Annotated in this window: 23 protein-coding genes; 19 read left to right on the top strand and 4 right to left on the bottom strand. The window is 72.2% G+C overall.

All coding sequences use genetic code 11. From position 1 onward, the window contains the following. The first annotated feature begins 98 nt into the window (after positions 1-98). Positions 99-518 (top strand): hypothetical protein, encoded by a 420-nt coding sequence (locus tag ACIRSS_RS27875; RefSeq protein WP_400901877.1) that lies wholly within the window; start codon positions 99-101, stop codon positions 516-518. Here ACIRSS_RS27875 and ACIRSS_RS27870 read toward each other — a convergent pair. Beyond that, positions 511-1,527 carry a neutral zinc metallopeptidase gene (locus tag ACIRSS_RS27870; protein ID WP_400901875.1) on the bottom strand — a complete coding sequence of 339 codons (1,017 nt, stop codon included), beginning with the start codon at positions 1,525-1,527 and terminating at the stop codon, positions 511-513. The genes ACIRSS_RS27875 and ACIRSS_RS27870 overlap by 8 nt on opposite strands. A 250-nt stretch (positions 1,528-1,777) precedes the next feature. Here ACIRSS_RS27870 and ACIRSS_RS27865 point away from each other — a divergent pair, with 250 nt between their 5' ends. The 6 genes from ACIRSS_RS27865 to ACIRSS_RS27840 are packed head-to-tail and all read left to right on the top strand — an operon-like array spanning position 1,778 to position 7,834. Next, positions 1,778-2,971: a hypothetical protein gene (locus tag ACIRSS_RS27865; RefSeq protein ID WP_400899956.1), complete on the top strand. Its 1,194-nt coding sequence runs from the start codon at positions 1,778-1,780 to the stop codon at positions 2,969-2,971. Next, positions 2,965-3,606: a DUF4129 domain-containing protein gene (locus ACIRSS_RS27860; RefSeq protein WP_400899954.1), complete on the top strand. Its 642-nt coding sequence runs from the start codon at positions 2,965-2,967 to the stop codon at positions 3,604-3,606. The genes ACIRSS_RS27865 and ACIRSS_RS27860 overlap by 7 nt, the downstream gene beginning before the upstream one ends. A gap of 34 nt (positions 3,607-3,640) precedes the next feature. Next, on the top strand, positions 3,641-4,780 hold the full coding sequence (locus ACIRSS_RS27855; protein WP_400899952.1) for a DUF4350 domain-containing protein: 1,140 nt from the start codon (positions 3,641-3,643) through the stop codon (positions 4,778-4,780). Then, the gene (locus tag ACIRSS_RS27850) at positions 4,777-5,742 is read left to right on the top strand and encodes an AAA family ATPase (RefSeq protein ID WP_400899950.1); all 966 of its coding nucleotides are present in this window, start codon (positions 4,777-4,779) and stop codon (positions 5,740-5,742) included. Before ACIRSS_RS27855 ends, ACIRSS_RS27850 begins: the two co-directional genes overlap by 4 nt. 1 nt (position 5,743) lies before the next feature. After that, positions 5,744-7,036 carry a DUF58 domain-containing protein gene (locus tag ACIRSS_RS27845; RefSeq protein WP_400899948.1) on the top strand — a complete coding sequence of 431 codons (1,293 nt, stop codon included), beginning with the start codon at positions 5,744-5,746 and terminating at the stop codon, positions 7,034-7,036. A gap of 48 nt (positions 7,037-7,084) precedes the next feature. Continuing rightward, positions 7,085-7,834 carry an RICIN domain-containing protein gene (locus ACIRSS_RS27840; RefSeq protein ID WP_400899946.1) on the top strand — a complete coding sequence of 250 codons (750 nt, stop codon included), beginning with the start codon at positions 7,085-7,087 and terminating at the stop codon, positions 7,832-7,834. Here ACIRSS_RS27840 and ACIRSS_RS27835 read toward each other — a convergent pair. Next, entirely contained in the window at positions 7,826-8,833 is a 1,008-nt protein-coding gene (locus ACIRSS_RS27835) for a stage II sporulation protein M (protein WP_400899944.1), read from the bottom strand. The two genes, ACIRSS_RS27840 and ACIRSS_RS27835, sit on opposite strands and share 9 nt — an antisense overlap. Positions 8,834-8,867: 34 nt before the next feature. On the opposite strand from ACIRSS_RS27835, the gene ACIRSS_RS27830 reads away from it, so the two are divergent. Continuing rightward, positions 8,868-10,004 carry an RDD family protein gene (locus ACIRSS_RS27830; protein WP_400899942.1) on the top strand — a complete coding sequence of 379 codons (1,137 nt, stop codon included), beginning with the start codon at positions 8,868-8,870 and terminating at the stop codon, positions 10,002-10,004. Here the strand turns inward: ACIRSS_RS27830 and ACIRSS_RS27825 are convergent. Then, positions 10,001-10,969, bottom strand: coding sequence for a neutral zinc metallopeptidase (locus ACIRSS_RS27825; protein WP_400899940.1), 969 nt, complete (start codon positions 10,967-10,969; stop codon positions 10,001-10,003). The genes ACIRSS_RS27830 and ACIRSS_RS27825 overlap by 4 nt on opposite strands. A 717-nt stretch (positions 10,970-11,686) precedes the next feature. On the opposite strand from ACIRSS_RS27825, the gene ACIRSS_RS27820 reads away from it, so the two are divergent. From ACIRSS_RS27820 to nudC, 5 genes are read left to right on the top strand one after another with little or no spacing between them, the layout of a single operon-like run. After that, complete coding sequence (locus ACIRSS_RS27820; RefSeq protein WP_400901873.1) at positions 11,687-13,399, top strand: DUF2207 domain-containing protein; 1,713 nt, start codon at positions 11,687-11,689, stop codon at positions 13,397-13,399. Positions 13,400-13,401: 2 nt separating this feature from the next. Continuing rightward, positions 13,402-14,976 carry a DUF2207 domain-containing protein gene (locus tag ACIRSS_RS27815; protein WP_400899938.1) on the top strand — a complete coding sequence of 525 codons (1,575 nt, stop codon included), beginning with the start codon at positions 13,402-13,404 and terminating at the stop codon, positions 14,974-14,976. A 9-nt stretch (positions 14,977-14,985) separates the two neighbouring features. Next, positions 14,986-16,278: a M16 family metallopeptidase gene (locus ACIRSS_RS27810; RefSeq protein WP_400899936.1), complete on the top strand. Its 1,293-nt coding sequence runs from the start codon at positions 14,986-14,988 to the stop codon at positions 16,276-16,278. Next, entirely contained in the window at positions 16,275-17,654 is a 1,380-nt protein-coding gene (locus ACIRSS_RS27805; protein WP_400899934.1) for a M16 family metallopeptidase, read from the top strand. Before ACIRSS_RS27810 ends, ACIRSS_RS27805 begins: the two co-directional genes overlap by 4 nt. Further along, positions 17,654-18,673, top strand: coding sequence for an NAD(+) diphosphatase (nudC, locus tag ACIRSS_RS27800; protein WP_400899932.1), 1,020 nt, complete (start codon positions 17,654-17,656; stop codon positions 18,671-18,673). The genes ACIRSS_RS27805 and nudC overlap by 1 nt, the downstream gene beginning before the upstream one ends. A 262-nt stretch (positions 18,674-18,935) precedes the next feature. Here nudC and ACIRSS_RS27795 read toward each other — a convergent pair whose 3' ends face one another. Then, complete coding sequence (locus ACIRSS_RS27795; protein ID WP_400899930.1) at positions 18,936-19,406, bottom strand: hypothetical protein; 471 nt, start codon at positions 19,404-19,406, stop codon at positions 18,936-18,938. Positions 19,407-19,638: 232 nt separating this feature from the next. On the opposite strand from ACIRSS_RS27795, the gene ACIRSS_RS27790 reads away from it, so the two are divergent. The 6 genes from ACIRSS_RS27790 to ACIRSS_RS27765 are packed head-to-tail and all read left to right on the top strand — an operon-like array spanning position 19,639 to position 26,323. Then, entirely contained in the window at positions 19,639-20,835 is a 1,197-nt protein-coding gene (locus tag ACIRSS_RS27790; protein ID WP_400901871.1) for an ROK family transcriptional regulator, read from the top strand. Positions 20,836-20,858: 23 nt separating this feature from the next. Beyond that, the gene (locus ACIRSS_RS27785; RefSeq protein WP_400899928.1) at positions 20,859-22,220 is read left to right on the top strand and encodes an extracellular solute-binding protein; all 1,362 of its coding nucleotides are present in this window, start codon (positions 20,859-20,861) and stop codon (positions 22,218-22,220) included. Next, positions 22,217-23,209 carry a carbohydrate ABC transporter permease gene (locus ACIRSS_RS27780; RefSeq protein WP_400899926.1) on the top strand — a complete coding sequence of 331 codons (993 nt, stop codon included), beginning with the start codon at positions 22,217-22,219 and terminating at the stop codon, positions 23,207-23,209. Before ACIRSS_RS27785 ends, ACIRSS_RS27780 begins: the two co-directional genes overlap by 4 nt. Further along, positions 23,206-24,096: a carbohydrate ABC transporter permease gene (locus ACIRSS_RS27775; protein ID WP_400899924.1), complete on the top strand. Its 891-nt coding sequence runs from the start codon at positions 23,206-23,208 to the stop codon at positions 24,094-24,096. The genes ACIRSS_RS27780 and ACIRSS_RS27775 overlap by 4 nt, the downstream gene beginning before the upstream one ends. After that, positions 24,093-25,358: a 6-phospho-beta-glucosidase gene (locus tag ACIRSS_RS27770; protein WP_400899922.1), complete on the top strand. Its 1,266-nt coding sequence runs from the start codon at positions 24,093-24,095 to the stop codon at positions 25,356-25,358. Before ACIRSS_RS27775 ends, ACIRSS_RS27770 begins: the two co-directional genes overlap by 4 nt. Continuing rightward, positions 25,355-26,323: an N-acetylglucosamine kinase gene (locus ACIRSS_RS27765; protein WP_400899920.1), complete on the top strand. Its 969-nt coding sequence runs from the start codon at positions 25,355-25,357 to the stop codon at positions 26,321-26,323. The genes ACIRSS_RS27770 and ACIRSS_RS27765 overlap by 4 nt, the downstream gene beginning before the upstream one ends. Positions 26,324-26,355 lie beyond the last annotated feature (32 nt).

Below are 26,355 nucleotides of genomic sequence, written 5' to 3'. Positions count from 1 at the left end.
TTCGCCGCTGAGCGGGACCGGGGCGCCTGGGTTTTGCCCGGCGGATCTGGAACCATGGCGAAGTGCCCCCGCGATCACTCGATCTCAAGTGGCCCACGGTGGCGATCCCCGCCGCGGCGGGTGTGCTCGTCGTGCTGCTGGCCTGGCTGGCCGGGCCGGGGCTGCTGGGCATCTCGAACGACGACCTCGGCGCCCCGGTGACGGCCGAGGTCACCAAGCCCGCGCCGTGCGACCGGCCGGACGCGGTCGAGACCGTGAAGTTCACCGTCGCGGGCAAGACGCACGAGGGCACCCTGAACGGCTGCGGGCACGGCCAAGGCGAGCGTGTCGAGGTCGGCGTCCCCGACCAGCTGCCGGACCAGGGGACGGTCACCGTCCGCGTCGCGGACACGTCGGCCGGGGCGTCGGACGCGCGGCGTCCGGTCGGCCTGTTCCTGCTCGTGTTCGCCTGCTTCTCCGGCGGGATGTTCGCCTACCTCTGGCTGAGCATCCCGCTGCGGCCCAAAACAGCTAGCTGACCTCGGACGACGGCGCCGCGAAGGTGTTGCAGTCGGCGATCCGGTTGCTCGTCGCGCCCGCCCGCCACCAGGACGCGTAGTGCGCGTTCGTCCCGTGGTCGTGGCTGCGGGAGGTGTTGTCGCCGCGGGTCTCCTGGTCGTTCCAGGCCTTGTTGTACATGTCGCGGCTGATCGTGCCGCCCTGGTCGACGTGCGCGCCGAGGAACATGCCGGAGAAGCACTGGGCCTGCAGTTCCTTGCGCCGCGACATCTCCAGCCCGGCCGGGCTGTTCTGGCCGGCTTCGTAGATCTTCTGCCAGGCCGCGTCCATCAGCCCGGCGACCTCCTGGACGTGGTGGCCGTACTCGTGGGCGAAGAGGGCCAGGTAGACGCCGGGGTTGTTGCCGTACTGGTCGGTCTGCAAGCCGCGGAACGGGACGTACAGGTTGTTTTCGCAGTAGTACGCGGCGGTCGCGATGCCGACCTGGATCGTGCCGCACTCGGTCTCGAAGCTCGCGCCGGTCGGGAAGTGCAGCGCCGGCGGGGTGAACGGCAGGTGGTAGGCCGTGAGGAACGGGCCCCACGCCGCGTCGAGGCACTTGCTGGCGGCGGTGAAGAAGGCTTCCGCGCCGTCCTGCGTGCTCTGCCAGGCGGGGAGGTTGCAGACGCGGTTCTGCAGGCCGGCGTTCGGGTCCTGCAGGATCGGGTGGTCGGCCAGCTTGAGGATCTTCTGCGGGCCGGTCGGGCTGGGCGTCGACAGCTCGCTCGGCGGGGCCGACGCCGACGCCGGGGCACCCGCGCCGCCGGGCAGCTGCGAGGGGAGGTCCTGGGACGTCGGCGTGTCGCGGAAGTTCGCGTTGGCCGACGGCGTCTCGCCGCGGTTGAGGACCACGATCGCGACCAGCCCGAGCACCAGCACGGCCACGGCCCCGAGGCACACGCCGATCACGGCCGCCGGGGAGCGGCGACGCGGGGCGGAGACGGTGTGGGGGCGGCCCAACCAGGGAAGATCCGGTGGCGCATCCGGCACCGGCGGCGGCTGGACGATCCCGCGAGGCGGTACCCGGCCGTGGGGCGGTTGCGTCACTAGGCAGTCCCGAAGGGTCTCGGTACGGACCGGGGGTACCCGATCCCGCCATTCAGCATATCGGGGGAACGGGGGCTCTCGCACCCGTCCGTGCGCGCCGAGTCACCGCGCACCGACGTCACCCCAGGTCTGGCCGGGTGCAACGGGCTCTGAAAGAGTGTGGGCAACCAGGTACTGCAGGCGAGGGGCTTCGATGACAGACACCGGTGGCGCGCCCGGCGGCCAGGGCGACGACACGCCGACACCCAGCCAGGGACTTCCCCAGGCAGTACCCCCCGGATCGGGTGGTTCGAAGCCGGGCGCGGACCACTCCGCGTCACCGGCGACGCCGCCGCGCGGGTGGCAGCCGCCGGACGCCGCGGCGGCCCCGGGCCCGGCGACGCCGCCGGGCTGGGAGCGCCCGGCCGCCACCGGGCAGCCGCAGTGGGGCGCCCGGCCGCAGTACCAGCAGCAGCCGTACCAGCAGCAGCGCCCCTGGAGCCCGCACGGGCTCGGCAAGCCGGGCGTGATCGCGTTGCGGCCGCTCAACATCGGCGACATCCTCGACGGCGCGATCACCACGATCCGCCGCCACCCGCTGCTCATCCTCGGCATCGGCGCGGTGCTGGCGGTGATCACCGCCGCCGTCACGTTCCTGGTGCAGAAGTTCGTCTACGACGACCTGCAGAGCCTGGCCACGACGGCCGAGCTCGGCCCGGGCGCGACGGATGCGGAGGTGCGCAACGCCGTGTTCGGCGCGTTCGGCGACGTGCTGCTCGCGCTGCTGCCGACGGCGCTGCTCACGACGTTGCTGACGACGGTGGCGAACGGCCTGCTGGCCGCGGTCATGGGCCGCGCGGCGCTCGGGCGCGAAGTCACCTTCGGCATCGCCTGGAGCGAGGTGCAGCCGCGGCTGTGGCCGCTGCTGGGCGTCGGGTTCGCCTACTCGATCCTCACGACGCTCGGCGTGCTGCTGTGCATCATCCCCGGCATCGTCGCCTATGTGTTCTGGGCGCTGGCCAGCCCGGCGCTCGTGCTGGAGCGCGGCACTTTCAAGCAGGCGTTCTCGCGGTCGGTGCGGCTGGTCAGCGGCTCGTTCTGGCGGGTGTTCGGCATCCTGCTGCTCGCCGGGCTGATCGCGTACTTGTTCAACGCCATCATCCAGCTGCCGTTCAGCCTCGGCAGCGGCGCGTTCAGCGGGATCCTGAACCCGTCGGCGCGGACGGTCGTGCCCGGCACCGGTGAACTGCTGCTGCAGTCGGCGGGCCAGATCGTGTCCGAAACCATCGCCACGCCGTTCGTCGCGCTGGTCACCGTGATCGTGTACCTCGACCAGCGGATGCGCCGCGAGGGCATGGACATCGAGCTGGCGCGCGCGGCCGGGGTCCAGCCCCCGCAGGCATGGTGACGCTGCTGCTCACCGACATCCCGGTCGACATCGACCGGGACGATGCGCGGCGCGCGGCGGCCGAGGAGCTGTCCGACCCGAAGTACCAGGCCGCGCGGCCGAGCGGCCTGGAGCAGTTCGTCCAGTGGCTCGGCGAGCAGCTCCAAAAGCTGCTCAACGGCGTGTCGAACGTGGTCCCGGGCGGGATCTTCGGGGTGCTGCTGATCCTCGTGGTGCTGATCGTGCTCGTCGTGGTGGTCCGGCTGCGCACCGGCAAGATCGCCCGCTCGTCCCGAGCCGACCGGCTCGTCTTCGGCGGGAAGCGGCAGAGCGCGGACGACTACCGCCGCGCGGCCGCCGAAGCCGCCGCGGCCGGCCGGTACGACGACGCCGTCCGCGACCGCTTCCGCGCCGTCGTGCGCGCCCTGGAGGAACGCGCGCTGCTCGACGCCCGCTCCGGCCGGACGGCCGACGAAGCCGCCGCCGAGGCCGGGGTGCTGCTGCCGAACGTCGCCGCGGAGCTGCGGCAGGGCGCGCGGCTCTTCGACGACGTCCACTACGGCGGCCGCGAAGGCACCGAAGCCGCCTACCGCGCGCTGACCGAGCTGGACGAGCGCTGCCGCCGTGAACGCCCGGTCGCCCTGGCGGTCCCGTGAGCTCCGCCGACGTACTTTTTCCCGCGGAGGCGGCATGAGCACAGCGGTTTCGCCGGACGTGCGCCGGATCTGGCGCGGAGTGCGGATTCCGCTCGCCCTGGTCGCGCTGATCTTCGCGGCCGGCGCGCTGCTCCTGCTCGGCCGCGGCGAGCAGACCCGCGGCGCGCTCGAACCCGGCTCCTACGAACCCGGTGGCGCGCACGCGCTGGCGAAACTCCTGCGGGACCAGGGTGTCGACGTCCGCACCGCGCACTCGATGGACGAAGCTGACGCGGCCGTCCGCGAAGACGCGACGCTGCTGGTCACCGAGCCGGACCTGGTCCCGGCCAAGCGGCTCGACGCGCTGCGGCGGCACGCCGCCGACGTCGTCCTCGTGACGCCGGGAGCGCCGACGCTGCAGGACTCGCTGCCGCTGGTCCGGCCGGTCGGCCGGAGCGACGTCGGCACGCTGCACCCGGAGTGCACGGTCGCCGCGGCGGTGGCGGCCGGCGACGTCACGCTCGGCGGGGTCGGCTACGCCTCGCCCGGCGCGCGGTCGTGCTACCCCGGCGACGACGGCGGCGGCACGCTGCTGCAGCTCGCCGACTCCGGCGGCACGACGACGCTGCTCGGCTCGTCGGCGCCGCTGACCAACTCGCGGCTCGCCGACGAGGGCAACGCGGCGCTGAGCCTGCGCCTGCTCGGGCAGCACCCGACGCTGGTCTGGTACCTGCCCTCGATCGCCGACCCGGGGCTGGACGACACCCGCAAGTCGATCTTCGACCTGATCCCGGACGGCTGGTACTACGGTGCCGCGCAGGCGTTCATCGCCGTGGCGCTGCTGGCGCTGTGGCGGGGACGCCGGCTCGGCCCGGTGGTCACCGAGCCGCTGCCGATCGTCGTGCGCGCGGCCGAAACCGCGGAGGGCCGCGCCCGGCTGTACCGGCGGGCGAAGGCCGCGGACCACGCGGGCGAGACGCTGCGGGAGGCGGCGCGGACGCGGCTGCGGACCGTGCTCGGCCTGCCGCGCGACGCCGACGCGGCCGCGCTGGTGCACTCGGTGAGCGAGCGGACCGGGCGGCCGGCGAACGAGATCGGCGCGGTGCTCTACGGCCCGGCGGTGCCGGACGACCCGGCGCTGGTCCGGCTGGCCGGCGAACTGGACAGGGTGGAACGAGAGGTGGGGCGAACTTGACCAGCGAGAACGCGACGGGGGCCCGGGACGCGCTGATCGCGCTGCGCACGGAGGTCGGCAAGGCCGTCGTCGGCAACGACGCCGCCGTGACCGGGCTGATCCTGGCGCTGCTGTGCCGGGGGCACGTGCTGCTCGAAGGCGTCCCCGGCGTGGCGAAGACGCTGCTCGTGCGGGCGCTGGCCGCGGCGCTGGACCTGGAGACCACGCGCGTGCAGTTCACGCCGGACCTGATGCCCGGCGACGTCACCGGCTCGATCGTCTACGACGCGCACAGCGGCGAGTTCTCCTTCCGCGAGGGCCCGGTGTTCACGAACCTGCTGCTCGCCGACGAGATCAACCGGACGCCCCCGAAGACGCAGTCGTCGCTGCTGGAGGCGATGGAGGAGCGGCAGGTCTCGCTCGACGGCAAGTCGCGGCCGCTGCCGGACCCCTTCATCGTGATCGCCACGCAGAACCCGGTGGAGTACGAGGGCACCTACCCGCTGCCGGAGGCGCAGCTGGACCGGTTCCTGCTGAAGCTGACGATGCCGGCGCCGTCGCGCGAGGACGAGATCGGCATCCTTTGGCGGCACGCGCAGGGCTTCGACCCGCGCAACCTCGCCGCGGCGGGGCTCAAGGCGGTCGCCGGGGCCACCGAGCTCGCGGCGGCGCGGGAAGCCGTGGCGCGCGTGACGATCGGGCCCGAGGTGATCGGGTACGTCGTCGACCTGTGCCGGGCGACGCGGCAGCTGCCGTCGGTCCGCATCGGCGTTTCCCCGCGCGGCGCCACGGCGTTGCTCGCGGTGACGCGAGCCTGGGCGTGGCTCGCCGGCCGCGACTACGCGACCCCCGACGACGTCAAGGCGCTGGCCCGCCCCGCGCTGCGGCACCGCCTGGACGTCCGGCCGGAGGCCGAGCTGGAAGGCGTCACCGCGGACGGCGTGCTGGACCGCGTGCTCGCGTCCGTGCCCGTGCCGCGCTGACATGGCCGTCACCGGAAGGCTCGGGCTGCTCGCGCTGTTCGGCGCGCTGGTGGTCGGGCTGCTCGCGCCGTCGGACCTCGGGATCCTGGCGGTCGGTGGCGTGCTCCTGGTGCTCGTGGTCGTCGACCTCGTGCTGGCGGGGAGCGTGCGGCCCCTGGTGTTCCGGCGGTCGGGCGACACGTCGGTGCGGCTCGGCGAGCCGTGCGAGGTGACGCTGGTCGTCGCCAACCCGGGCCGTCGTGCGGTGCGGGGCCTGCTGCGGGACGCGTGGCCGCCTTCGGCGGGCGCTTCGGACCGGCACGCCCTGCGCGTCCCACCGGGGGAGCGCCGGGCGTTGGTGACCGCGCTGCGGCCGTCGCGGCGCGGTGACCGGACGGCGGCGCGCGTGACGGTCCGGTCGGTGGGGCCGTTGGGATTGGCGGCGCGACAGGGTTCACACGAGGTGCCGTGGACCGTGCGCGTGCTGCCGCCGTTCCACAGCCGCAAGCACCTGCCGTCGCGGCTGGCGCGGCTGCAGCAGCTCGACGGCCGCAACGCGGTGCTGATCCGGGGCCAGGGCACGGAGTTCGACTCGCTGCGCGAGTACGTGATCGGCGACGACGTCCGGTCGATCGACTGGCGCGCGACGGCCCGGGCGGCGGACGTCATGGTCCGGACGTGGCGGCCCGAGCGCGACCGGCACGTGGTGCTGGTGCTCGACACGGGCCGCGTGTCGGCGGGCCGGGTCGGCGACGCCCCGCGCCTGGACGCGGCGATGGACGCGGCGCTGCTGCTGGCGGCCCTGGCGACCCGCGCCGGCGACCGCGTCGACCTGCTGGCGTACGACCGGCGGCTGCGCGCGGCGGTGCAGGGTTCGTCGGGAGCGGCGTTGCTGACGTCGCTGGTGAACGCGATGGCGCCGATCGAGCCGTCGCTGGTGGAGACGGACGCGCGGGGGATGGTCGCGGAGGTGCTCCAGCGGACCCGGCGCCGGGCGCTGGTCGTCCTGCTGACGGGCCTCGACGCGGCACCGCTGGAGGAGGGGCTGTTCCCGGTGCTGAGTTCGCTGACCGCGCGGCACGAGCTCATCGTGGCGTCGGTGGCGGACCCGCGGGTGGCGGAGATGCTGTCCGGGCGCGACGACGCGGAGGCCGTGTACGACGCGGCGGCGGCGTCGCGGACGGTGGCCGAGCGCCGGCGCGTGACGGAACGCCTGGGGCGGCACAGGGTCAGCGTCGTGGACGCGGTGCCGGAGGAGCTGCCGCCGGCGTTGGCGGACCGCTACCTGGCGCTGAAGGCGGCGGGGCGACTCTGACGGGTGACTGCGGTGGTGAACGTCCGTTCGCCCTGTTAAGCCCGAAGCATGTTCAAGCTCATGGCCGTGGCCTTGGCGATCGCTTCCGTTCCCGACGGCTCTCCGGTCTACTTGGCCGATGGCGGCGGCAAGCTGTCGCTCGCGGTGGTGTCCGGTCAGCCGGTGCTGGCGGACGCGGCTGACCCGGGTGCCAAGTGGACGTACACCGGGCAGCACTTCACGAATGTCGCAAGTGGACAGTGCTTGACCGCGGTGAGTCCCGTCGACGGCGTGGCGGTGAAGGTGGCGGCTTGCTCCGACGGGGACAAGCACCAGGCTTGGCGGCGCGTGGCCGGTCTGCCGGGGTTGGTGGAGATCGCGAACGTGGCGACCGCGCGGTGCCTGACCGCGGAGGACGCGGTCGCGGGCGCCCGGCTGTACCAGGAAGTCTGCTCGTTGACGGGAATCGCGAACACGTGGGCGGCGGGCGGCCGGACGTTGGCGATCCTGTCGGGCAACGGCCAGCGGCTGGCTTCGAAGGACCCGGGAGCACCGTTCGTGGTCCGGGTGATCGGCGAGAACGGCCAGCCGGCGCCGGACGTGCCGGTGACGTTCTTCGTGCGCGCGGCCCGGCCGAAGAACGCGCTGGTCTTCGAGGGCGGCGGGGAGACGGTGACGGTCAAGACCGGCCCGGACGGGTCGGCGGCCAGCCCGAAGCTGGTGCTGACGGAGGTGGGGGAGTTCGAGGCGCGGTTCGTGGGAACGGCGGGCCTGGAGGACGGATCGTCGATCGCCTTCGAAGGCTCGTGCCTATGCTGACTCGGGCAGGAAGTCCCCGGCGTCACGGGCGTCGAGATCCCCGACCTCGCCCTCTTTCGCCGCTCGCCGGCCCAGCGTGAACACGTACACCAGGAACAGCACCTCGACGAGGACGCCGATGCCCACGCGGACCCACGTCGGCCAGCCCGACGGCGTCACGAACGCTTCGATGATCCCCGTCACGAACAGCACGCACGCCAGCCCGAGCGCCATCACGACCACCGAACGGCCCTGCTCGGCCAGCGCCGCGGTTCGGGAGCGGCGGCCCGGGTCGACCACCGTCCAGCCGAGCCTCAGCCCGGTGCCCGCCGCGACGAACACCGCCGTCAGCTCCAGCAGGCCGTGGGGGAGCAGGAGGCCGATCATCACGTCGCCGCGGCCGGCCGCGCTCATCGCGCCGATGATCAGGCCCGCGTTGAGGGAGTTCATCCACAGCGCGCCGATCACCGGCAGGCCCAGCGCGACGCCCAGGAACAGGCACGTCGCCGCCACCCAGGCGTTGTTCGTCCACACGCGCGCCGCGAACGACGCCGCCGGGCCCGTCGAGTAGTACGCCTCGGCTTCGCCGCCGGGCTTCGTCAGCTGGTTCAGCTCGTCGGCGCTGCCGATCGACGCGCGGACGTGCGGGTCGCCCGCGACCCAGACGGCGACCACCGCCATCACCGCGATCGACACCAGCGCGGCCGGGATCCACCAGCGGCGCGAGAGGTAGACGGCGGCGGGGAAGCGGCGCGTGAAGAACAGCGCGACCTCGCGCCACGCGGGGTTGTGCGACCCCGAGATCGCGCTCCGGCCGCGGGCGACCAGCCCGGACAGCCGGCTGACGAGCGCCGGGTCGGGCGCGACCGAGCGGACGATCGACAGGTGCGTCGCCGTCCGCTGGTAGAGCGTCACCAGTTCGTCGGCCTCGGCACCGGTCAGCTTGCCGCCGCGGTGGGTCAGCTCACCGAGCCGGTTCCACTCCGCCGTGTGCGTCGCGACGAAGACGTCCACATCCACGCCGACCACCCTATCCGGTCGCTACGCTGGCCTGGTGCACGAGGAATCGGAGCTGGTCACCGGGGAAGCCGTCGTCCTGGACCTGCGCGTCGCGAAGCTCGCCAGCCGCGCGCTCGCGATGCTGCTGGACGTCATCGTGCAGTTCGCGCTGCTGCTCGGCGCGATCTTCGTCCTGACGCTGACCGTGCCGGGCGAGGACGAATCGCTCGCGCTGACCCTGATCCTCGTGTTCCTGGTGCTGATCCTGGTCGGCTACCCGGTTCTCTGGGAGACGCTCTCGCGCGGCCGGTCGCTGGGCAAGCTGGCGGTCGGGCTGCGCGTGGTGCGCGTCGACGGCGGCCCGATCCGCTTCCGGCACGCCCTGACCCGCGGGCTCGCCGGGTTCGTCATCGACTTCTGGGCGCTCGGGGTGTTCGGGGCGGTGGCGGTGGTCGTGTCGCTGTGCTCGTCCGACGGCCGCCGGGTGGGCGACTTCCTGGCGGGCACGCTGGTGATCCGCGACCGCGTCCCGGAGAGCGCGGGCTACCCGGCGATCGGCATGCCCCCGGGCCTCGAGGGCTGGGCGGCCCAGCTCGACCTGACCCGGCTGCCGGACGACCTCGCGCTGGCGAGCCGCCAGTTCCTGGCTCGGTTCGGCCAGCTGGCCCCGGAGGCGGCGCACGCGCTGGGCTGGAGCCTGGCGCAGCAGGTGGGCAACGCACTGGGCACGCCGGTGCCGCCGGGAGTGCCGCCGTGGGCGTTCTTGGCGGCGGTGCTGGCGGAGCGCCGCAACCGCGACCACGCGCGCGCGATGCGGACGTACGCGGCGCAGGTGGAGGCGGCACGGGGACAAGTGCCGGCGGGGTTCGGCGCGGGGGTGCCGGGACAGCCTGGTTATGCGTCGGCTGGTTACTTCGGCGGCGGCCAGGCGGGCTTCGCGGGGCAGCTCGGCCAGGCCGACCATGCCGGCCAGGCGGCCCAGCTCGGCCACGCGGGCCAGCCCGGCCATGGCGGCCAGGCGGGCCAGCCCGGCCACGCGGGACAGCCGGACTCCCCGGCTTCGGGCGCCGAGCCCTCGCCGTGGTCGGCCGGACCGGCGGCCGCCGGCAGCCCGGCCGAGGGGGATGCGCCGACCCCGCCGTCCGGTGTTCCGGCGCCGGCCGTCGAAAATCCGTTCGCCCCGCCGAGCTAGGACACGTCCGCCGAGTCCGAAAGCCACGTGTTGCACTGCTGGTTGCGGTTCTTCGTCGCGCCGTGTTGCCACCAGGCGATGTTGTGCTTGGCGCTGCCGTGGTCGCGCTTGCCGTTGCGGGCGTAGTCGTCGCCGCGGTCCTGGGCGTTCCACGCCTCGTTGTAGATGTTCTTGTCGACCGAGCCGCCGGACACCGACGCCGAGCCGAGGAACATCCCCGAGAAGCACTGCGCCTCGAGCTCCATCCGGCGCGACAGCTCCAGGCCGACCGCCGAGTCGGCGCCGGCGTCGTAGCGCTGGTTGCCGTACGCCTCGGAGATGCCGGCCAGGTTCTGCACGTGGTGGCCGTATTCGTGGGCCAGGATCGACAGGTACGGGCCGGGGTGGTTGCCCCACACGTCGATCTCGATGCGGTCCATCGGCATGTAGATCGTGTCGTTCGTCGGGCAGTAGAACGGCGTGACGCCGGTCGTCGTGCCGCCGCTGCCGCACGGTGTCGACGACTCCGACAGCGACCGCGGCACCGACAGGTTCGGCGACCGGAACGGCAGGTCCGCGCCGCCGAGCATGCGTGACCACATCGCGTCGAGGCAGGCGATCCCGGACTGGAAGAAGCGGGTGGCGCTGTTCTGGTCGGTCGCCCAGCGGCTCAGCGAGCAGGGGACGTTCTGCAGGCCGTAGTCGGGACTGGCGAACAGCGGGTTGTTCCCGGTCGCGGCGACCGAGCGCGGGCCGCTCGGCTGCTCGGACGTGCGGGTGGTGGTGCCCTCGGTGGTCCGGCTGGTGGTCGTTTCCTCGGTGGACGAGGTGGTTTCGGTGGTCTCGTCGGCGGAGGTGGTTTCGTAGGTGTCCGAGGGGTAGGTGCTCGAGTACCCGGCATCGGCGACGTGCCGGGTGCTGCCGCCGATCAGCGCAACGGCCGCGACGAGCCCCCCGACCACGGCGACGATCCCGATGATCGCCACGGCGACGATGACCCCGGTGTTCGACTTCTTGGCGACGTAGGGCCGGTAGCCGGGAGCGAACCGCGGGCCGAAAGGCGAGCCGGGCGGCGGGCCGGGGTAGGCGGGGGTGAAGACCGGTGGCGCGGCCGCGGCGGGCGGGGGGAGCGGGGGCCGGGCGGGCGGGAAGCCGCCGGGGCGCGGGTAGGGCCCGGAGGCGGGGAAGCTTTGGGTGCCTTGCGGACCGCGGGGCGGCTGGCCGGGGTACGGCGGTTGACCGGGCTTGGCGCCTTGCCAAGGCCCCGGCGTGCCGCCGGGTCCTTGGCTTTGCTGGGGAGCGCCGGGCGTTTGGTTGGGCTGAGTGTGTGGTTGGCCGGGGCCGCCGGGTGCCTGCCGTGGCTGGCCGCCGGGGCCTTGCCCCGGTGTACCGCCGGGCGTCTGGCCCGGCTGACTGTGCGGTGGCCGACCCGGCTGCCCGCCCGGTCCGTGCCCCGGCCGCCCCTGGGGCAACGGCCTGCCCCCCGGCGGCGGCAACGGCCGGGCCCCCGGGGGCGGCACCGGCCGCCGCGGGTCGTGTGGCCCAGGGCCAGGACCAGCGCCGGAACCAGGACCCTGCGGGCCGTGCGTCATGAAAGCGGAACCCCCCGTGCGATTTCCCCGTCGGAACCGGCGTACCTGCGGTGATCTCGCCGTTCCGGGCGTCAGCATAGATCGGGTGCTCTAGGGTGTGGTGCTGTGTCGATGAAATGGGGGGCGGCGGTCACGGCCGCCGTCATGGTCCTGGTCACCGCCGGGCCCGCCGCCGCGCAGGGGCCGTCCGCCGGGCCCGTGCTGCCTGACGTGCCGTCCGACCAGGTCAAAAAACCCCAGCAACTGAACGGCCAGAACATCCAGCCGCCCGAAGGCGCCACCGCCGACGTCGCCCTCAAGGTCCTGCGTGACGGCTCCCTCGAAGTCACCGAGCACGTCACCGTCCCCGGCGGCAAGCAGCTGACCTCGCGCGTTCCCCTCAAGGTCTCCGCGAGCGACGACCAGGACCGCGTCTTCGCCGTCCGGAACACCAAGACCGAAGGCGCCGCGAGCAGCCAGCTGACCGGTGACCAGCTCGTCCTCACCTTCATGGGCGGCGCGTCCACCGTCACCTATACCGTCGACGGCGTCGTCGCCGACCAGAACGGCCGCCAGCAGGCCCGGTGGCAGGTCGCCAGCGGCTTCGACACCCCGCTCGCCAAGCTCACCGCCTCCTTCCTCGCGCCGTCTCCGCGACTGTCCCCTGTGGACTGCTTCGCCGGCCCCATCGGTTCGAGCCAGCGCTGCACGCTCGCCGAGCTCGACCACACCGGCGTCGTCCGGCTCGAACAGAACGACGTCCGCCCCGGCGACCGCGTCGACCTCCTCGTCGGCCTGCCTGCGAACACCGTCCCCGCCACCGCGAAGTTCGCCGACGTCGGCCTCTTCGCCACCGCCTTCGCCTTCACCCCGCTGACCGGCGTCGCCTTCGCGCTCCTGCTCGTCTTCCTGATCGCGGGCGGCCTCTACGTCCACCGCCGCCGCAAGGAGGACGCGGGCGCCCTCACCGCCGCCACCGGCCCGGTCGAGGTGCTGCTGCGCGACGGCGACCGCGTCTACTTCGCCAGCCCCGACGGTGTCCTGCCCGGCCAGGTCGGCACGGTCGTCGACGAGACCGTCGACGTCGTCGACATCAGCGCCACCGTCGTCGACCTCGCCGTCCGCAACTACCTCTGGCTGGCCGAGGTACCGGGCCCCGACTGGCAGCTCGCCCGCCGCAACCCGCCCGACGAGCACCTCCACGACTTCGAACGCGCCGTCTACGAGACGCTGCTGCCGGCGGGCACGGACGCCGTGCTCGTCTCGCAGCTGCGCGCCCGCGGCACCCTCGACCTGCGCAAGATCAGCGACGCGATGTACGCCGACGTCGTCACCAAGCGCTGGTTCTCCCGCCGCCCCGACACCGCCCGCGGCCGGCTCACCTGGCTCGGCGCCGGGATCTTCGCGCTCGGCGCGGCCGCCACGGCCGTCCTCACCTTCACCGTCGGCGAAGCGCTGCTCGGCGTCGCGGTCGCCCTCGCGGGTCTCGCCGTCGCCGCGGCGGCCGCGCTGCTGCCCTCGCGCACCGCGCGCGGCCGGGCGCTCGTCGGCCAGGTCCGCGGCCTGCTCGACTACCTGCACACCGCCAAGGCCGAGGACATCCCGCCCGCCGACCGCGAAATGGTGTTCTCGCGCTCGCTGCCGTACGCGGTCGTGCTGGGCGACACCGAACGCTGGCTCGGCGCCTTCGCCGCGCTCAACCCGGCGTCGGACGGCTCGGCCGGCCTCTACTGGTACGGCGGCATGGAAGCCGACCACGACCTGCGCCGGTTCGGCACGCACTTCCCGTCCTTCCTCACCGCGCTCGACGGGCTGCTCACCGCCGCCGGCCGCACCGCCCGCTGACCGTGCTCGCCGCCGCGGTGCTGGCGCTGGTCCTGGCCGCGGCGCCGGACCAGCCGCCGCTGCCGACCGTGCCGCAGAGCGCGGAGATCCAGCTCAAGGTCGAGCGCGACGGCTCGCTCTCGGTCGCCGAGGCGATCTCGGTGCCCGACGGCGTCACCATGGACCGCCGGGTCCCGCTGCGGGTCGCCGCGCCGCACCACCGCGACCGCGTCTACGGCGTCCGCGACGTCGTCCTCGAGGGCAGCGGGAACGCCCAAGTGGACAACGGCGCGCTGACCGTCCACCTGACGTCCGGCACGTCGGTCCTCCGGTACACAGTGGACGGTGCCGTCGCCGGCGACCGGGTCACGTGGGAACTGGCCGGCGGCTGGAGCGCCGACCTGAAGTTCATCCGGGCTTCCTTCGCGGCGCCCGAAATCCCGACCGCCGTCGACTGCCTCGCCGGGCCGCCGGATTCGGACTTCCCGTGCGGCGCCGCGCAGATCGACCACGCCGGCTTGACGCGGTTCAGCCAGCAGAACCTCGCGGCGGGCGACCGCATGACGGCGACGGTCGAACTGCCCCCGGGCACCGTCCCCGGGAACGAAGTGCTGGTCCCCGCCAAGACGATCGCGGGCGCGTTCGTGCTCACCGCCCCGGTCGGCTGGGCCTGGGCGGGCTTCGGCGCGCTCCTGCTGGCGGCCGCGGCGTGGGTCCTGCTCGCCCGCCGCCGGGACGCCGGCGACCCGCCGAAGGCCGGCTTGATCGCGAAGAACGGCGAGTTCGCGTCCCCGGCCGGGGTGCTGCCCGGGCACGCCGGCGTGCTGCTGCACGGCCGCGCCGGGCCCGTCGATCTCGCCGCGACCGTGCTCGACCTCGCCGTCCGCAACTACGTCTGGGTGAGCGACGGCCCCACGCTGATCCGCCGCAACCCCGCCGACGAGCACCTGACGCCCTTCGAGCGTGCCGTGTTCGCCGCCGTGCTGCCGGAAGAGGCGGTGACGCTCGCCGAACTGCGGGAGCGGCACGTCGAGATCCCCCGCGCGGAGCTGGCCGCGGACCTCGCCGGCCGGGGGTGGCTCGCGACCGGGCGGCTTCGGCGCGCGGGGGTCCGGGTCGTCTTCTACGGCCTGTTCCTCACCGTCCTGCTGGCCTTGACCGTCGGGTACGCCCAGCTCGGCGTCATCCTCGCGCTGACCGGGGGCCTCGCCGCCGTGACGTCGGCGGCGCTGCCCGCACGCCGTCACGCGGGCGCCGGGGTCGCGCGCCGGCTCCGCGGCGTCGCCGAAGAACTGGCCACCACCCGAGCGAAGGACTTCGACAAGTCCCAACGGGAGCTGGTGTTCTCGCGCGGCCTCCCGTACGCGCTCGCTCTGGGCGAACTAACCCCCTGGGTGGCCGCCTTCGCCGCGCTCGAACACCCTCCGCCGGTGTACTGGCACGACGGCGACATCACCCCTGACCAGGCCGGATCCTTCGCGGTCGCGCTCGCGGGCACCTTCGCGGGCGCCCACCGCGGCCGGCGCCTCGACGCGGTGCGGCAGCACACCCGTTCTCACTCGCCAGTCGGGACGCACGCGGGTGCCGACCCGTCGTAGGGTGGGGCCATGGCCGATCCCGAGCTCGTCCGATACACCCTCGACAACGGTCTGCGCGTGGTCCTCGCACCCGACGCGACCGCGCCGGTGGTCGGCGTCAGTGTCCACTACGACGTGGGCTTCCGCTCCGAGCCCGAGGGGCGCACCGGTTTCGCGCACCTCTTCGAGCACTTGATGTTCCAGGGCTCGGAGAGCCTCGAGAAGCTCGCCCACTTCCGGCACGTCCAGTCCAGCGGCGGCACCTTCAACGGGTCGACCCACCCGGACTACACGGACTACTTCGAGGTGCTGCCGAGCGCCGCGCTCGAGCGCGCGCTGTTCCTCGAGGCCGACCGGATGCGCGCGCCGAAGCTGACCGCCGAGAACCTGGCGAACCAGATCGACGTCGTCAAGGAAGAGATCCGGCTGAACGTGCTGAACCGGCCGTACGGCGGGTTCCCGTGGATCACCCTGCCGCCGGTGCTGTACTCGACGTTCCCCAACGCGCACAACGGTTACGGCGGTTTCGAGGACCTCGAGAGCGCGACGGTCGACGACTGCGCGGCGTTCTTCGACACCTACTACGCGCCCGCGAACGCCGTGCTCACCGTGGCGGGCGACTTCGAGGTCGACAACGCCAAGAAGCTGATCGAGACGCACTTCGGCGACGTCCCGCACCGGCCCGCGCCGCGGCGGCCGTCGTTCGCCGAGCCGCTGCCGACCACCGAGCTGCGCGGCGAGGTCGAAGACCCGCACGCCCCGCTGCCCGCGCTCGGCATCGGCTACCGGATGCCCGACCCGATCAACGACGTCGACGGCTACCTGGCCTACCTCGTGCTCGCCGGCGTCCTCACCGACGGCGACGGCTCCCGCCTGCAGCAGCGGCTGGTGCACCGCGAGCCCCTGGTCGTCGACATCGGCGCCGGCGCCGGGCTGTTCGGCCCGTTCGAGGCGCGCGACCCCGACACGTTCACCATCACCTTGATCCACCCGCACGAGGTGCCGCGCGAGCGCGTGCTCGCCGCGCTGGACGACGAGCTGGAGAAGCTCGCCGAGACCCCGCCGAGCGAGGAGGAGCTGCGCAAGGTCACCGCCCGCTGGACGGCGAGCCTGCACTCCGAGCACGACCGGCTGGTGTCCCGGACGCTGGCCCTCGGTTCGTTCGAGCTGCTCTACGGCGACGCGTCGCTGGTGTACAAGCTCGCGGACCGGATGTCCGCCGTCACCTCGGAAGCCGTTTCGGCGGCGGCGAAGGCGCTGCGCCCCGACGCGCGCGCCGTCCTGGTGGTCAAGCCCGCTTCGGAAGGGACCAACGAGCAGTGACTTCTGCAACGCACCGCAGTGCGGACGAGATCGGCCGCACCACGCGGGGGCCGCGCCCGCTGCCGCCGCTCGGCGAACAGCGCGCCGCCGCGGATCTGTCCCATGTGGACACTTCGTTGTCCAACGGCCTGCGCGTGCTGGCCGTGCGCAAGGCGACCGTGCCGCTGGTCGAGGCCCGGCTGTGGATCCCGTTCGCGGGCGACGACGCGCTGCACCCGGCCACGGCCGAGGTGCTCGCCGAGACGATCCTGACCGGCACGGCCCGCCGCAACCGCATCGAGATCGACGCCGAGCTGGCGCTGATCGGCGGCGACATCGGCGCCGGCGTCGACCCGGAACGCCTGGTGCTGACCGGGTCCGCGCTCGCCGACAAGCTGCCGACGTTCCTCGACGTCCTCGGCGACGTCCTGACGGGAGCGACGTACGCCGACGACGAGATCGCGCGCGAGAAGGAGCGGCTCGTCGAGCGGATCGCCGTCTCGCGCACGCAGCCGCGCACGATCGCCCGCGAAGCGCTGCAGAAGCACCGCTACGGCGACCACCCGGCCACGCGCGAGGTCCCCAAGGCCGAAGACGTCGCGGTCGTGACGCCGGAGCAGGTCCGGGCGCTGCACCAGGCGTCCGTGCTGCCCCGTGGTGCGGTGCTGGTGCTGGTTGGCGACCTCGACCCGGCCGCCGTCATCGGTGACCTGGAGAAGGTGCTCGGCGGCTGGGCGTCCGACCGCTCCGCCGTCCGGCTGCCGCCGCTGCCCGAGCTGACCGGGCCGAACGTGCTGCTGGTGCCGCGCGCCGGCGCCGTGCAGTCGCAGATCCGGCTCTCGGCGCAGACCGTGCCGCGCACCGACCCGGGTTACGCGGCGCTGCAGCTGGCGAACCTGGCCTACGGCGGGTACTTCTCGTCGCGGCTGGTGGAGAACATCCGCGAGAACAAGGGGTACACCTACTCCGCGCACTCCGGGTTCGAGTTCACCGACGGCACCGCGGTGGTCAACGTCGACGCCGACACGGCCACCGAGGCGACCGCGCCCGCGCTGCTGGAGACCCGCTACGAGCTGGGCCGCCTCGGCCAGGTCCCGCCGACGGGCGACGAGCTGGAGTCGGTGCGGCAGTACGCGATCGGTTCGCTGCTGACGTCGACGTCGTCGCAGTCGGGGCTGGCCGGGCAGGTGCTGGCGCTGGCGTCGACCGGGCTGGGCCTGGAGTGGCTGAACGAGCACCCGGCGCGGGTGGCGGCGGTGACGGCCGACGAGGTCGCCGAAGCGGCGCTGAAGTACTTCGCCCCCAAGCGGTTCACGGGCGTGGTGGTCGGCGACGCGGCGGTGCTGGAGCGCAAGCTGCTGTCCCTCGGCGACGTCGTAGTGGGCGATCCGGCCTGATGTCCGTCCCGTTCTCGCTGGGGGAGCCGCCCACCCTGTCCCGGTCCACTGTGGACCGCCAGGAAGGCTTGCGCACCAACCCTTCGCGGCTGTTGTCGCGCTGGGCCGACGCCCGGGTCGTCCTGCTGGACGACACCGGGCGCACCCCGGTCGTGGAAGGATCGTCGGTGCTGGCGTTCCGGAAGGCGATCGACTTCGGTGCATCGCCCCCGGCGGACGCGGTGTTCCTGGGCGAGTGGCAGGACACGGACTACTGGTCGCTGCCGGGTGGGCCATCGGGTGACGCCGGCACGGTCAAGATGGCGGGCAGCTGGGGGTTCGTCGAGGAGGTCCCGACCGCGGACGGCGAGATCTGGGTCGAGCTGCGCGGGTACGGAGACCTGCTGGACGACACGTCGGCGGGGCTGTTCACGACGGCCCAGGCGTTGCGGAACTGGCGTCGCCAGGCGAAGTTCTGCACGCGCTGCGGTCATCCGACGGAGCTGATCCAGTTCGGCTGGGCGAGCAAGTGCACGAACGACGGCCGCGAGGAGTACCCGCGCACGGACCCGGCGGTGATCTGCCTCGTCCACTCTTCGGAGGGCGTGAACGGCTCCCACGTGCTGCTGGCGCGTCAGCCGATCTGGCCGGCGGGGCGGTACTCGGTCTTGGCGGGGTTCGTCGAGGCGGGGGAGTCGCTCGAGGCGTGCGTGGTCCGCGAGATCCGCGAAGAGGTGGGCGCGTCGGTGTCCGACGTGCGGTACCTGGGGAGCCAGCCGTGGCCGTTCCCGCGTTCGATCATGCTGGGCTTCACAGCGCGCGCGGACCGATCGTTGCCCCTGGTCCCGGCGGACGGCGAGATCGAAGAGGCGCTGTGGGTGTCGCGCGCGGAGGTGCGTGAGGCGTTCGCGAACAGTTCGGTGCGAGGCGAGGGTTCAAAGCCGACGCCGATCGCCGACGGGGCGGCGGAGATCATCCTGCCGGGGAACTCGTCGATCGCGCGCGTGATGCTCAAGGCTTGGGCGGACGCGGAGGAGTAGGGCTCGATCCGCTGAAGGCCGCCTCGCGTTCGGGGCGGCCTTGGTTCGCGTAGCCCTCGCAGTCTTGCAGCCAGCCGGCCATCGCTTCCAGGTAGCGCGGGAGTGAGACGTTCTCCCAGCTCTCCGGCGGTCCGTCCGACCAGGCCGCGAGCAGGTCTCGCAGGGTAGCCACCACTGCGTCCCGCTTCGGGGCTGGACGGGGTTCGATCCGGTCGCCAGTCACCCGCCGGATCCTGCCAGGCGGTGGCCAGCGCCGTCACGGTCAGCGCAGGGAACCTCGTTCGTCCACCGTGCGCGTCGGCCGGCCGGTGAAGCCCGCGGGTCGGCCGAAGGCCAGGTTCAGGGTGTCCAGCCGGTAGCGCCATTCGTCGCCGCATGCGCACTGGGCGCCGAAGCGGTAGTTGATCTGCCAGCGGAGCCACTCGCCCGGGTTGAGCCGGATCGGCCGCGGCCGCCAAGCCCGCCGGGGCTTCCCGTGCAGCGCCGGCGTGAGCTGCACACTCAGCACGTTGTCCACCTCGCGCAGCGTGACGCCGTCGAGGTCGGCGATCGGCCGCACTTCGAAGCGCGGCTCGAAGCCGTCCCGCTCCGCGATGGTCACTTCGTGCACCAGCGACCCCGTCGACTCCGGGAGCGGGAAGCCGATGGGCGCGCGGTTGCGTCGGGCCGCTTCGGCGCCGCCTCGGGACCGTTTGGTCCAGGTGGTCCGCACCCACTGCGCCACGATGTCCACGCCTACCAGCGTCTCCGCGACCGCAAGCGGAAATCCGCTGACCAAGCCGCGGATCGCCGGCGCAAGTCGTTCACCGGTGTTTCCGCCACGTGGCCCAGTGGGGGCGAGGCGTTACCTGGTCGTTTCACCAGACCGTTGACGGCTGTGCTCCGGCTCACTACAGTCCTGCGAAACCGTCTGTAAAGTATCCTAATTAAGTCGGGAGCGACGAGTGCGAGCCGGTAGCCCGCGGATGCTGCGCGAGATCAACGATCGCGCCGCCATCGAGGTCCTCCTTCGGGAAGGCCCGCTGACCCGCGCCGAACTCGAGCTCGCCATCGGTCTTTCCAAGCCCGCCACCGCGCAGCTCATCACCCGGCTCGAACTGGACAACCTCGTCGTCAAAGCCGGCGTCCGGGGTGGTGGGCGGGGGCCGCGCGCCCAGCTCTGGGCCGCCAACGGCAGCCTCGCCTTCGTCGCCGCCGTCGATCTCACCCCGCACGTCGCCGACTTCGTCGTCGCCGATGTCGCCGGGGTCGTGCTCGCCGAATACCGGACGCCGCTGCCCGTGCACGCGGGTGCCGACGTCGTCGGGACCTTCGGCGAAGCCCTCCAGAAAGTCGCCGAAGAAGCCGGGATCACCCGGGAACAGCTGGCCCACGTCGTGATCGGCGCGCAGGGGGCGTTCGATCCGCGGACCGGCCTGCTGTCCTCGGCCCCGCACATCCCCGGCTGGCTCGGCTTCGACGTCCCGCAGAAGCTCTCCGACGAGCTCGGTGTCGACGTCCTCATCGAGAACGACGTCAACCTCGTCGCCGTCGAAGAGATGAGCGTCGGGCAGGCCCAGGACGTCGACGACTTCGTCATGGTCTGGCTGTCCGAAGGCGTCGGCGGCGCCGTCGTCATCGGACGGCGGCTGCTGCGCGGCGCCACCGGCGGCGGCGGCGAGATCGACTGGATGCGCGTGCCCGATCCGGCCACCGTGGACACCGGTGACGTCTGGCCCGAGGCCGGCGCCCGATTCGGCAACCTCGTCGACTCGCCCGCCATCTGCCGGCTCGCCGCCGCGCACGGCATCCAAGCCGACACGGCCTGGGACGCTGTGACCAAAGCACCCAAGGGCCACCCCTTCCTGGACGACCTCGCCCGGCGGGTCGCCGGCGGCGTCGCCAACCTCGTAGCGGTCGCCGACCCGCAGCTCGTGCTCCTCTGCGGGGACACCAGCCGCGCCGGCGGCGAGGAGTTCGCCGCGCTGGTGCAGGAAAAGCTCCACGAACTGGTCCTGCCGCGCACGCCCGTCGGCTGCGCTTCCGTGCAGGGCAACGCCGTCCGCGCCGGCGCGTTGCAGTCGGCGCTGGCCACCGCCCGTGAGGACGTCTTCGGCGTCGTCACCCCCACGCTCCTCGGGTCGCAGGCCCGAGGACGAAAGCACCCGTCCCCGACCGAGTAGACCGACCGATGAGGAGGAGGGCCATGCCCCCTACCACCCGGACCCGACGAGGCGCCCTGCTTGTGGCCGCCGCCGCGGCGTCCGTCCTGCTGACCAGCGCCTGCTCCGGCGCCGCCGCCCCGAGCGGCGGTGGTGACCCCGCGGCCGCGCCCGGCAAGGACGACAAGCTCACGATCACCGTGTACTCCAAGTTCACCGACCGCGAGTACGGCGTGGTCACCGCGGGCCTCAACAAGCTCAAGACGAAGTTCCCGAACATCGAGATCAAGCACGAGGGCAACCAGGACGACGACAAGCTCACCCAGTCGATCCGCGGCGGCAACCCACCCGACGTCGCGATCTCCTTCTACACCGACAACCTCGGCGCCTGGTGCTCCAACGGCAGCTTCCAGGACCTGAAGCCCTACATCGACCGCGACAAGATCGACCTGAACCAAATCCCGGAAGCGGTCCGCAACTACACCGAGTACCAGGGCAAGCGGTGCGCGATGCCGATGCTCGCCGACGTCTACGGGCTCTACTACAACAAGGACATGTTCGCGGCGAAGGGCATCACCTCGCCGCCGAAGACGACGTCGGAACTGTTCGAGGCCACCAAGAAGCTCACCGAGTTCAACCCGGACGGGTCGATCAAGGTCGCCGGCTTCCTGCCCTCGATGCCGTTCTACGCCAACCAGGCCCAGTACTGGGCGCCGAACTTCGGCGCGCCCTTCCTCGGCCCGGACGGCAAGTCGGACCTCGCCACCAACCCCGGCTGGAAGGCGATGTTCGAGTTCCAGAAGCAGCTCATCGACTTCTACGGCGGCCACGACAAGGTCGAGCAGTTCAAGGCCGGCCTCGGTGACGAGTACTCCGCCGACCACGGCTTCCACAAGAAGAAGCTGGCGATGATCTACGACGGCGAGTTCCGCACCGCGTTCCTCAAGGACCAGGCGCCGGACGTCAACTACGGCACCGCGCCCGCGCCGGTGCTCGACAGCATGGCCGACCACTACGGCGGCGGCTTCACCACCGGCACGATCATCGCGATCCCCAAGGGCGCCAAGAACCCCGGCGCCGCGTGGGAGCTCATCAAGCAGGTCACCCTGGACACCGACACCCTGGTCGACATGGCCAACGGCCTGAAGAACGTGCCCAGCACCAAGGCGTCGCTGACCTCGCCGCGCCTGGACCTGCAGCCGCAGTTCAAGACGTTCCTCGACATCTACGACAGCGGCAAGCTGGTCGCCAACCAGACCACCCCGATCGGCGACGCGCACCTCAAGGCGGTCAACGACTTCGCCGAGAAGTGGCAGGCCGGCTCGGTGCCCGACCTGACGGCGGGCCTGCAGAAGGTCGACGCGCAGATCGACGACGAACTGAAGCAGAAGGGCGCGGGCGGATGACGTCCACGCTCGCGGAAAAAGCCCAGGGTTCCCCGTCCGCGCCGAGCAAGGCGCGGGCGGGGGGCCGCCGGGCCAAGCGCCGCCGGACCGTCTTCCTCTTCATGGCCCCGGCGTTCGTCGGGTTCCTGATCTTCTTCGGCTACCCGCTGATCGCGACGGTCTACTACTCCTTCACCCGGTACGACCTGATCAACGCGCCGGTGTTCGTCGGCTTCGACAACTACGTCCGGATGTTCACCAGCGAGCCGCTGGTCGGCACGGCCGCGTACAACACGCTGTGGCTGGTCGTCGTCCTGACGGTCTGCCGGGTGGTGTTCTCCCTCGGCGTCGCCTCGGTGATCTCCCGGCTCAAGTCGGGCGTCGGCCTGGTCCGGACGCTCTGCTACCTGCCGACGCTCGCCCCGCCCGCGGCGGCGACGCTGGCGTTCGTCTTCGTGTTCAACCCGGAGTTCGGCCCGGTCAACCGGTTCCTGCGGCTCTTCGGCATCGACGGCGGCCTTTGGTTCAACAGCCCGTCCATGTCCAAGCCGGCGTTGACGCTGCTGGCGCTGTGGGGCTCCGGCGAGCTGATGATCATCATCCTGGCCGCGCTGCTGGACGTCCCGACCGAGCAGTACGAGGCAGCCGAGCTCGACGGCGCCGGCCCGATCCGCCGGTTCTGGCACGTCACGCTGCCGTCGATCTCGCCGGTGCTGCTGTTCGGCGTGGTCAACTCGATCATCTACGCGCTGCAGTTCTTCACGCAGGCGATCGTCGCTTCCTCGGCGTCGGCCGGGACAGCGGACGTCGCCGGCAACTCGAAACTCATCGGGGCGCCGCAGAACTCGACGCTGACGTACCCGATCTGGCTCTACGTCCAGGGTTTCCGCTACTTCAACATGGGTTACGCGGCGGCGATGGCCGTCCTGCTGTTCATCGTCAGCGCGGCGTTCACGTGGATTCTCGTGCGTCAGCTGCGGAAGTCCCAGCACCAGGAGGAGGGCGCATGACCGCCGTGGCCGAAGCGCCGCAGCGTACGGCGGGCGTACCGCCGAAGGTGCGGTTCAAGCGGAACTGGGACAAGCGGCTGTCGTTCATCGCGCTGCATTCCGTCGGCATCGCGATGGGCGTGATCTTCATGCTGCCCGTCCTGTTCGTCTTCCTCACCGCGGTGATGGCGAGCGACCAGGCGATGACGGCGAGCCTGTGGCCGACGGAATGGCACTTCGAGAACTTCGTCAAGGTGTTCCAGAAGGCGCCGCTGCTCGAATACTTCGGCAACAGCCTGCTGTATTCGGCGCTGGCGACGGCGGGCGCGCTGCTTTCGGCGATCCCGGCGGCCTACGGGCTCGCGAAACTGCGGTGGCGCGGGCAGAACCTGTTCTTCATGCTGACCGTGGCGGCGATGCTGCTGCCGCCGCAGGTCACCGTCGTGCCGCTGTACGACCTGTGGGTCCGGCTGGGCCTCACCGGCACGCTGGTTCCGCTGATCGTGCCGTACTTCTTCTTCGACGCGTTCTCGATCTTCCTGCTCCGCCAGTTCTTCCTCACCATTCCGAAGGACTACATCGAAGCGGCGAAGATCGACGGCTGCAACGAGTTCCAGGCGATGGTCCGGGTGCTGATCCCGATGGCCAAGCCGGGGATCGCGGCCACCGCGATGTTCTGCTTCCTGTTCACCTGGAACGACTACTTCGGGCCGCTGCTCTACACCGGCGAGAACCAGGACCACTGGCCGCTTTCGCTGGCGATCGCCTCCTTCCGCGGCATGCACCACGTCGAGTGGAACATGACGATGGCCGCGACCGCGCTGATCATGGCGCCGGTGATCGTGCTGTTCATCTTCGCCCAGAAGTCGTTCGTCAAGGGCATCACATTCACGGGAGTCAAGGGATGAAGCTGGCAGTCGTCGGTGGCGGGTCCACCTACACGCCGGAGCTGATCGACGGGATCGCCGGGCGCCGGTCCACTTTGGACGTCGACGAGATCGTGCTGGTCGACCCGGACGCCTACCGCGTCGAGGCCGTCGGCGGGTTCAGCCAGCGGATCCTCGACCACGCCGGCCACCCCGCGCGGGTCCGGACGACGCAGTCGCTCGAGGAGGGCGTCGACGGCGCTTCCGCCGTGCTGATCCAGCTGCGCGTCGGCGGGCAGCGGGCGCGGCGCTCGGACGAGACGTTCCCGCACGCCTGCGGCTGCGTCGGGCAGGAGACGACCGGCGCGGGCGGCCTGGCGAAGGCGCTGCGCACGGTGCCGGTGGTGCTCGACATCGCCGACCGCGTCCGCAAGATCGCCGGCGACGACACGTGGATCGTCAACTTCACCAACCCGGTCGGCATCGTCACGCGCGCCCTGCTCAACGAGGGCCACCGCGCGGTCGGGCTGTGCAACGTCGCGATCAACCTGCAGCGCCAGTTCGGGAAGCTGCTCGGGGTCGGCGCGGACGACGTCAAGCTCGTCCACACCGGACTGAACCACCTGAGCTGGGAACGCGGCGCGCTCGTCGACGGCGTCGACCGGCTGCCCGAGCTGCTGGACCAGCACCTGGACTACCTCTCCAACGAGGTCTCCGTGCCGGAGAAGTGGTTGCGGCGCATGAACGTCGTGCCGTCGTACTACCTGAAGTACTTCTACGCGCACGACGAGCAGGTCACCAAGCAGCGCACCGAGCGGCCGCGCGCGGACGTCGTCTCCGACGTCGAGGAAGAGCTGCTGAAGATCTACCTCGACCCGGAGCAGAACACCAAGCCGGAGTCGCTGGAGAAGCGCGGTGGCGCGTACTACTCGGAAGCCGCCGTGCAGCTGGTGCATGCGCTGACCGCGGGCGGGCCGGCCGAGGAGCACGTGGTGAACGTCCGCAACGACGGGACCTTTCCGTTCCTGCCGGACGACGCCGTCATCGAGGCGCGGTCCATTGTGGACTCGAAGGGGGCGACCCCGGTTCCGCAGCTGCCGGTGGAGCCGCGGTTCTCGGGCCTCATCGCGGCGACGACGGCGTACGAGTTCCTGGCTTTGGAGGCGGCGCTGAAGGGCGGCCGCGACCGCGTGGCGGACGCGCTGCTGGCGCACCCGCTGGTCGGCCAGTACTCGAAGGCCGACACGCTCGCCGATTCGCTGGTGCAGATCAACCGCGAGTACCTGCCCTGGGCGCGCGGATGAGGCCTGCGATTATCGCGATCGACGGCGGCAACAGCAAGACCGAGGTCCTGGTGATCTCGGAAGACGGCGTCGTGCTGGGGAAGTCCCGTGGCCCCGGCGCGTCGCCGCAGAACATCGGCGTCGCGGCGTGCGTCACGGCGCTGGAGGGCTTGGTCCTGGAGGCCTACGCGGACTTCGGGGAGAAGCCGTTCGCGGTGCACACCTCGGCTTACTTGGCCGGACTGGACTTCCCGCGCGAGGAGGAAGCGCTGCACGCGGCGCTGTCCGCGCGCGGGTGGAGCGACACCCTGACGGTCGGCAACGACACCCTCGCGCTGCTCCGGGCGGGCAGCGCGGGGGTGGGTGTCGCGGTCGTGTGCGGCGCCGGGATCAACGGCGCCGGCGTCGGCCCGGACGGCCGCGTCCACCGCTTTCCCGCGCTGGGCAAGATCTCCGGCGACTGGGGCGGCGGCTACCGGCTCGGCGAGGAAGCCCTGTGGTGGGCCGTGCGCGCCGAAGACGGCCGTGGCCCGCGGACCGCGCTGATGCCGGCGGTGGCGGCGTACTTCGGCAAGCCGACGTTGCTGGACGTCGTGCAGGGCCTGCACTTCGAAGAAATCCCCGCCGCCTCGATCCACGGCCTGTGCCCGCTGCTGTTCGAGGTCGCCGCGGCGGGCGACGAGGTCGCGCAGGAGATCGTGACGCGGTTCGTCGAGGAGGTCAGCGTCTTCGCGGCGGTGATCCTGCGCGAGCTGGACCTGACCGAGGACGCGCCGGAGATCGTGCTCGGCGGCGGCGTCCTGACCGGCATCGGCGCGCCGGTGATCGCGGAGATCGAAAAGCGGTGCCTGAAGGTGGCGCCGCGCGCGGTGGTCCGCGTCGTCGACGTGAACCCCGTGGTGGGAGCGGCGTTGTTCGGACTCGACACGCTGGGCGCGTCCGAGGCCGCGAAGGCGGCCTTGAAGGCGGCGACCCAGCGCGTCTGAAGACCCTGGCGGGGCCTGCCTCGAAGCGGCGC

Source organism: Amycolatopsis sp. NPDC101161 (assembly GCF_044768185.1).
GTDB lineage: Bacteria > Actinomycetota > Actinomycetes > Mycobacteriales > Pseudonocardiaceae > Amycolatopsis.
Note: the sequence above shows the minus strand (reverse complement) of the source record. Positions and strands in the feature narration are given on the sequence as shown.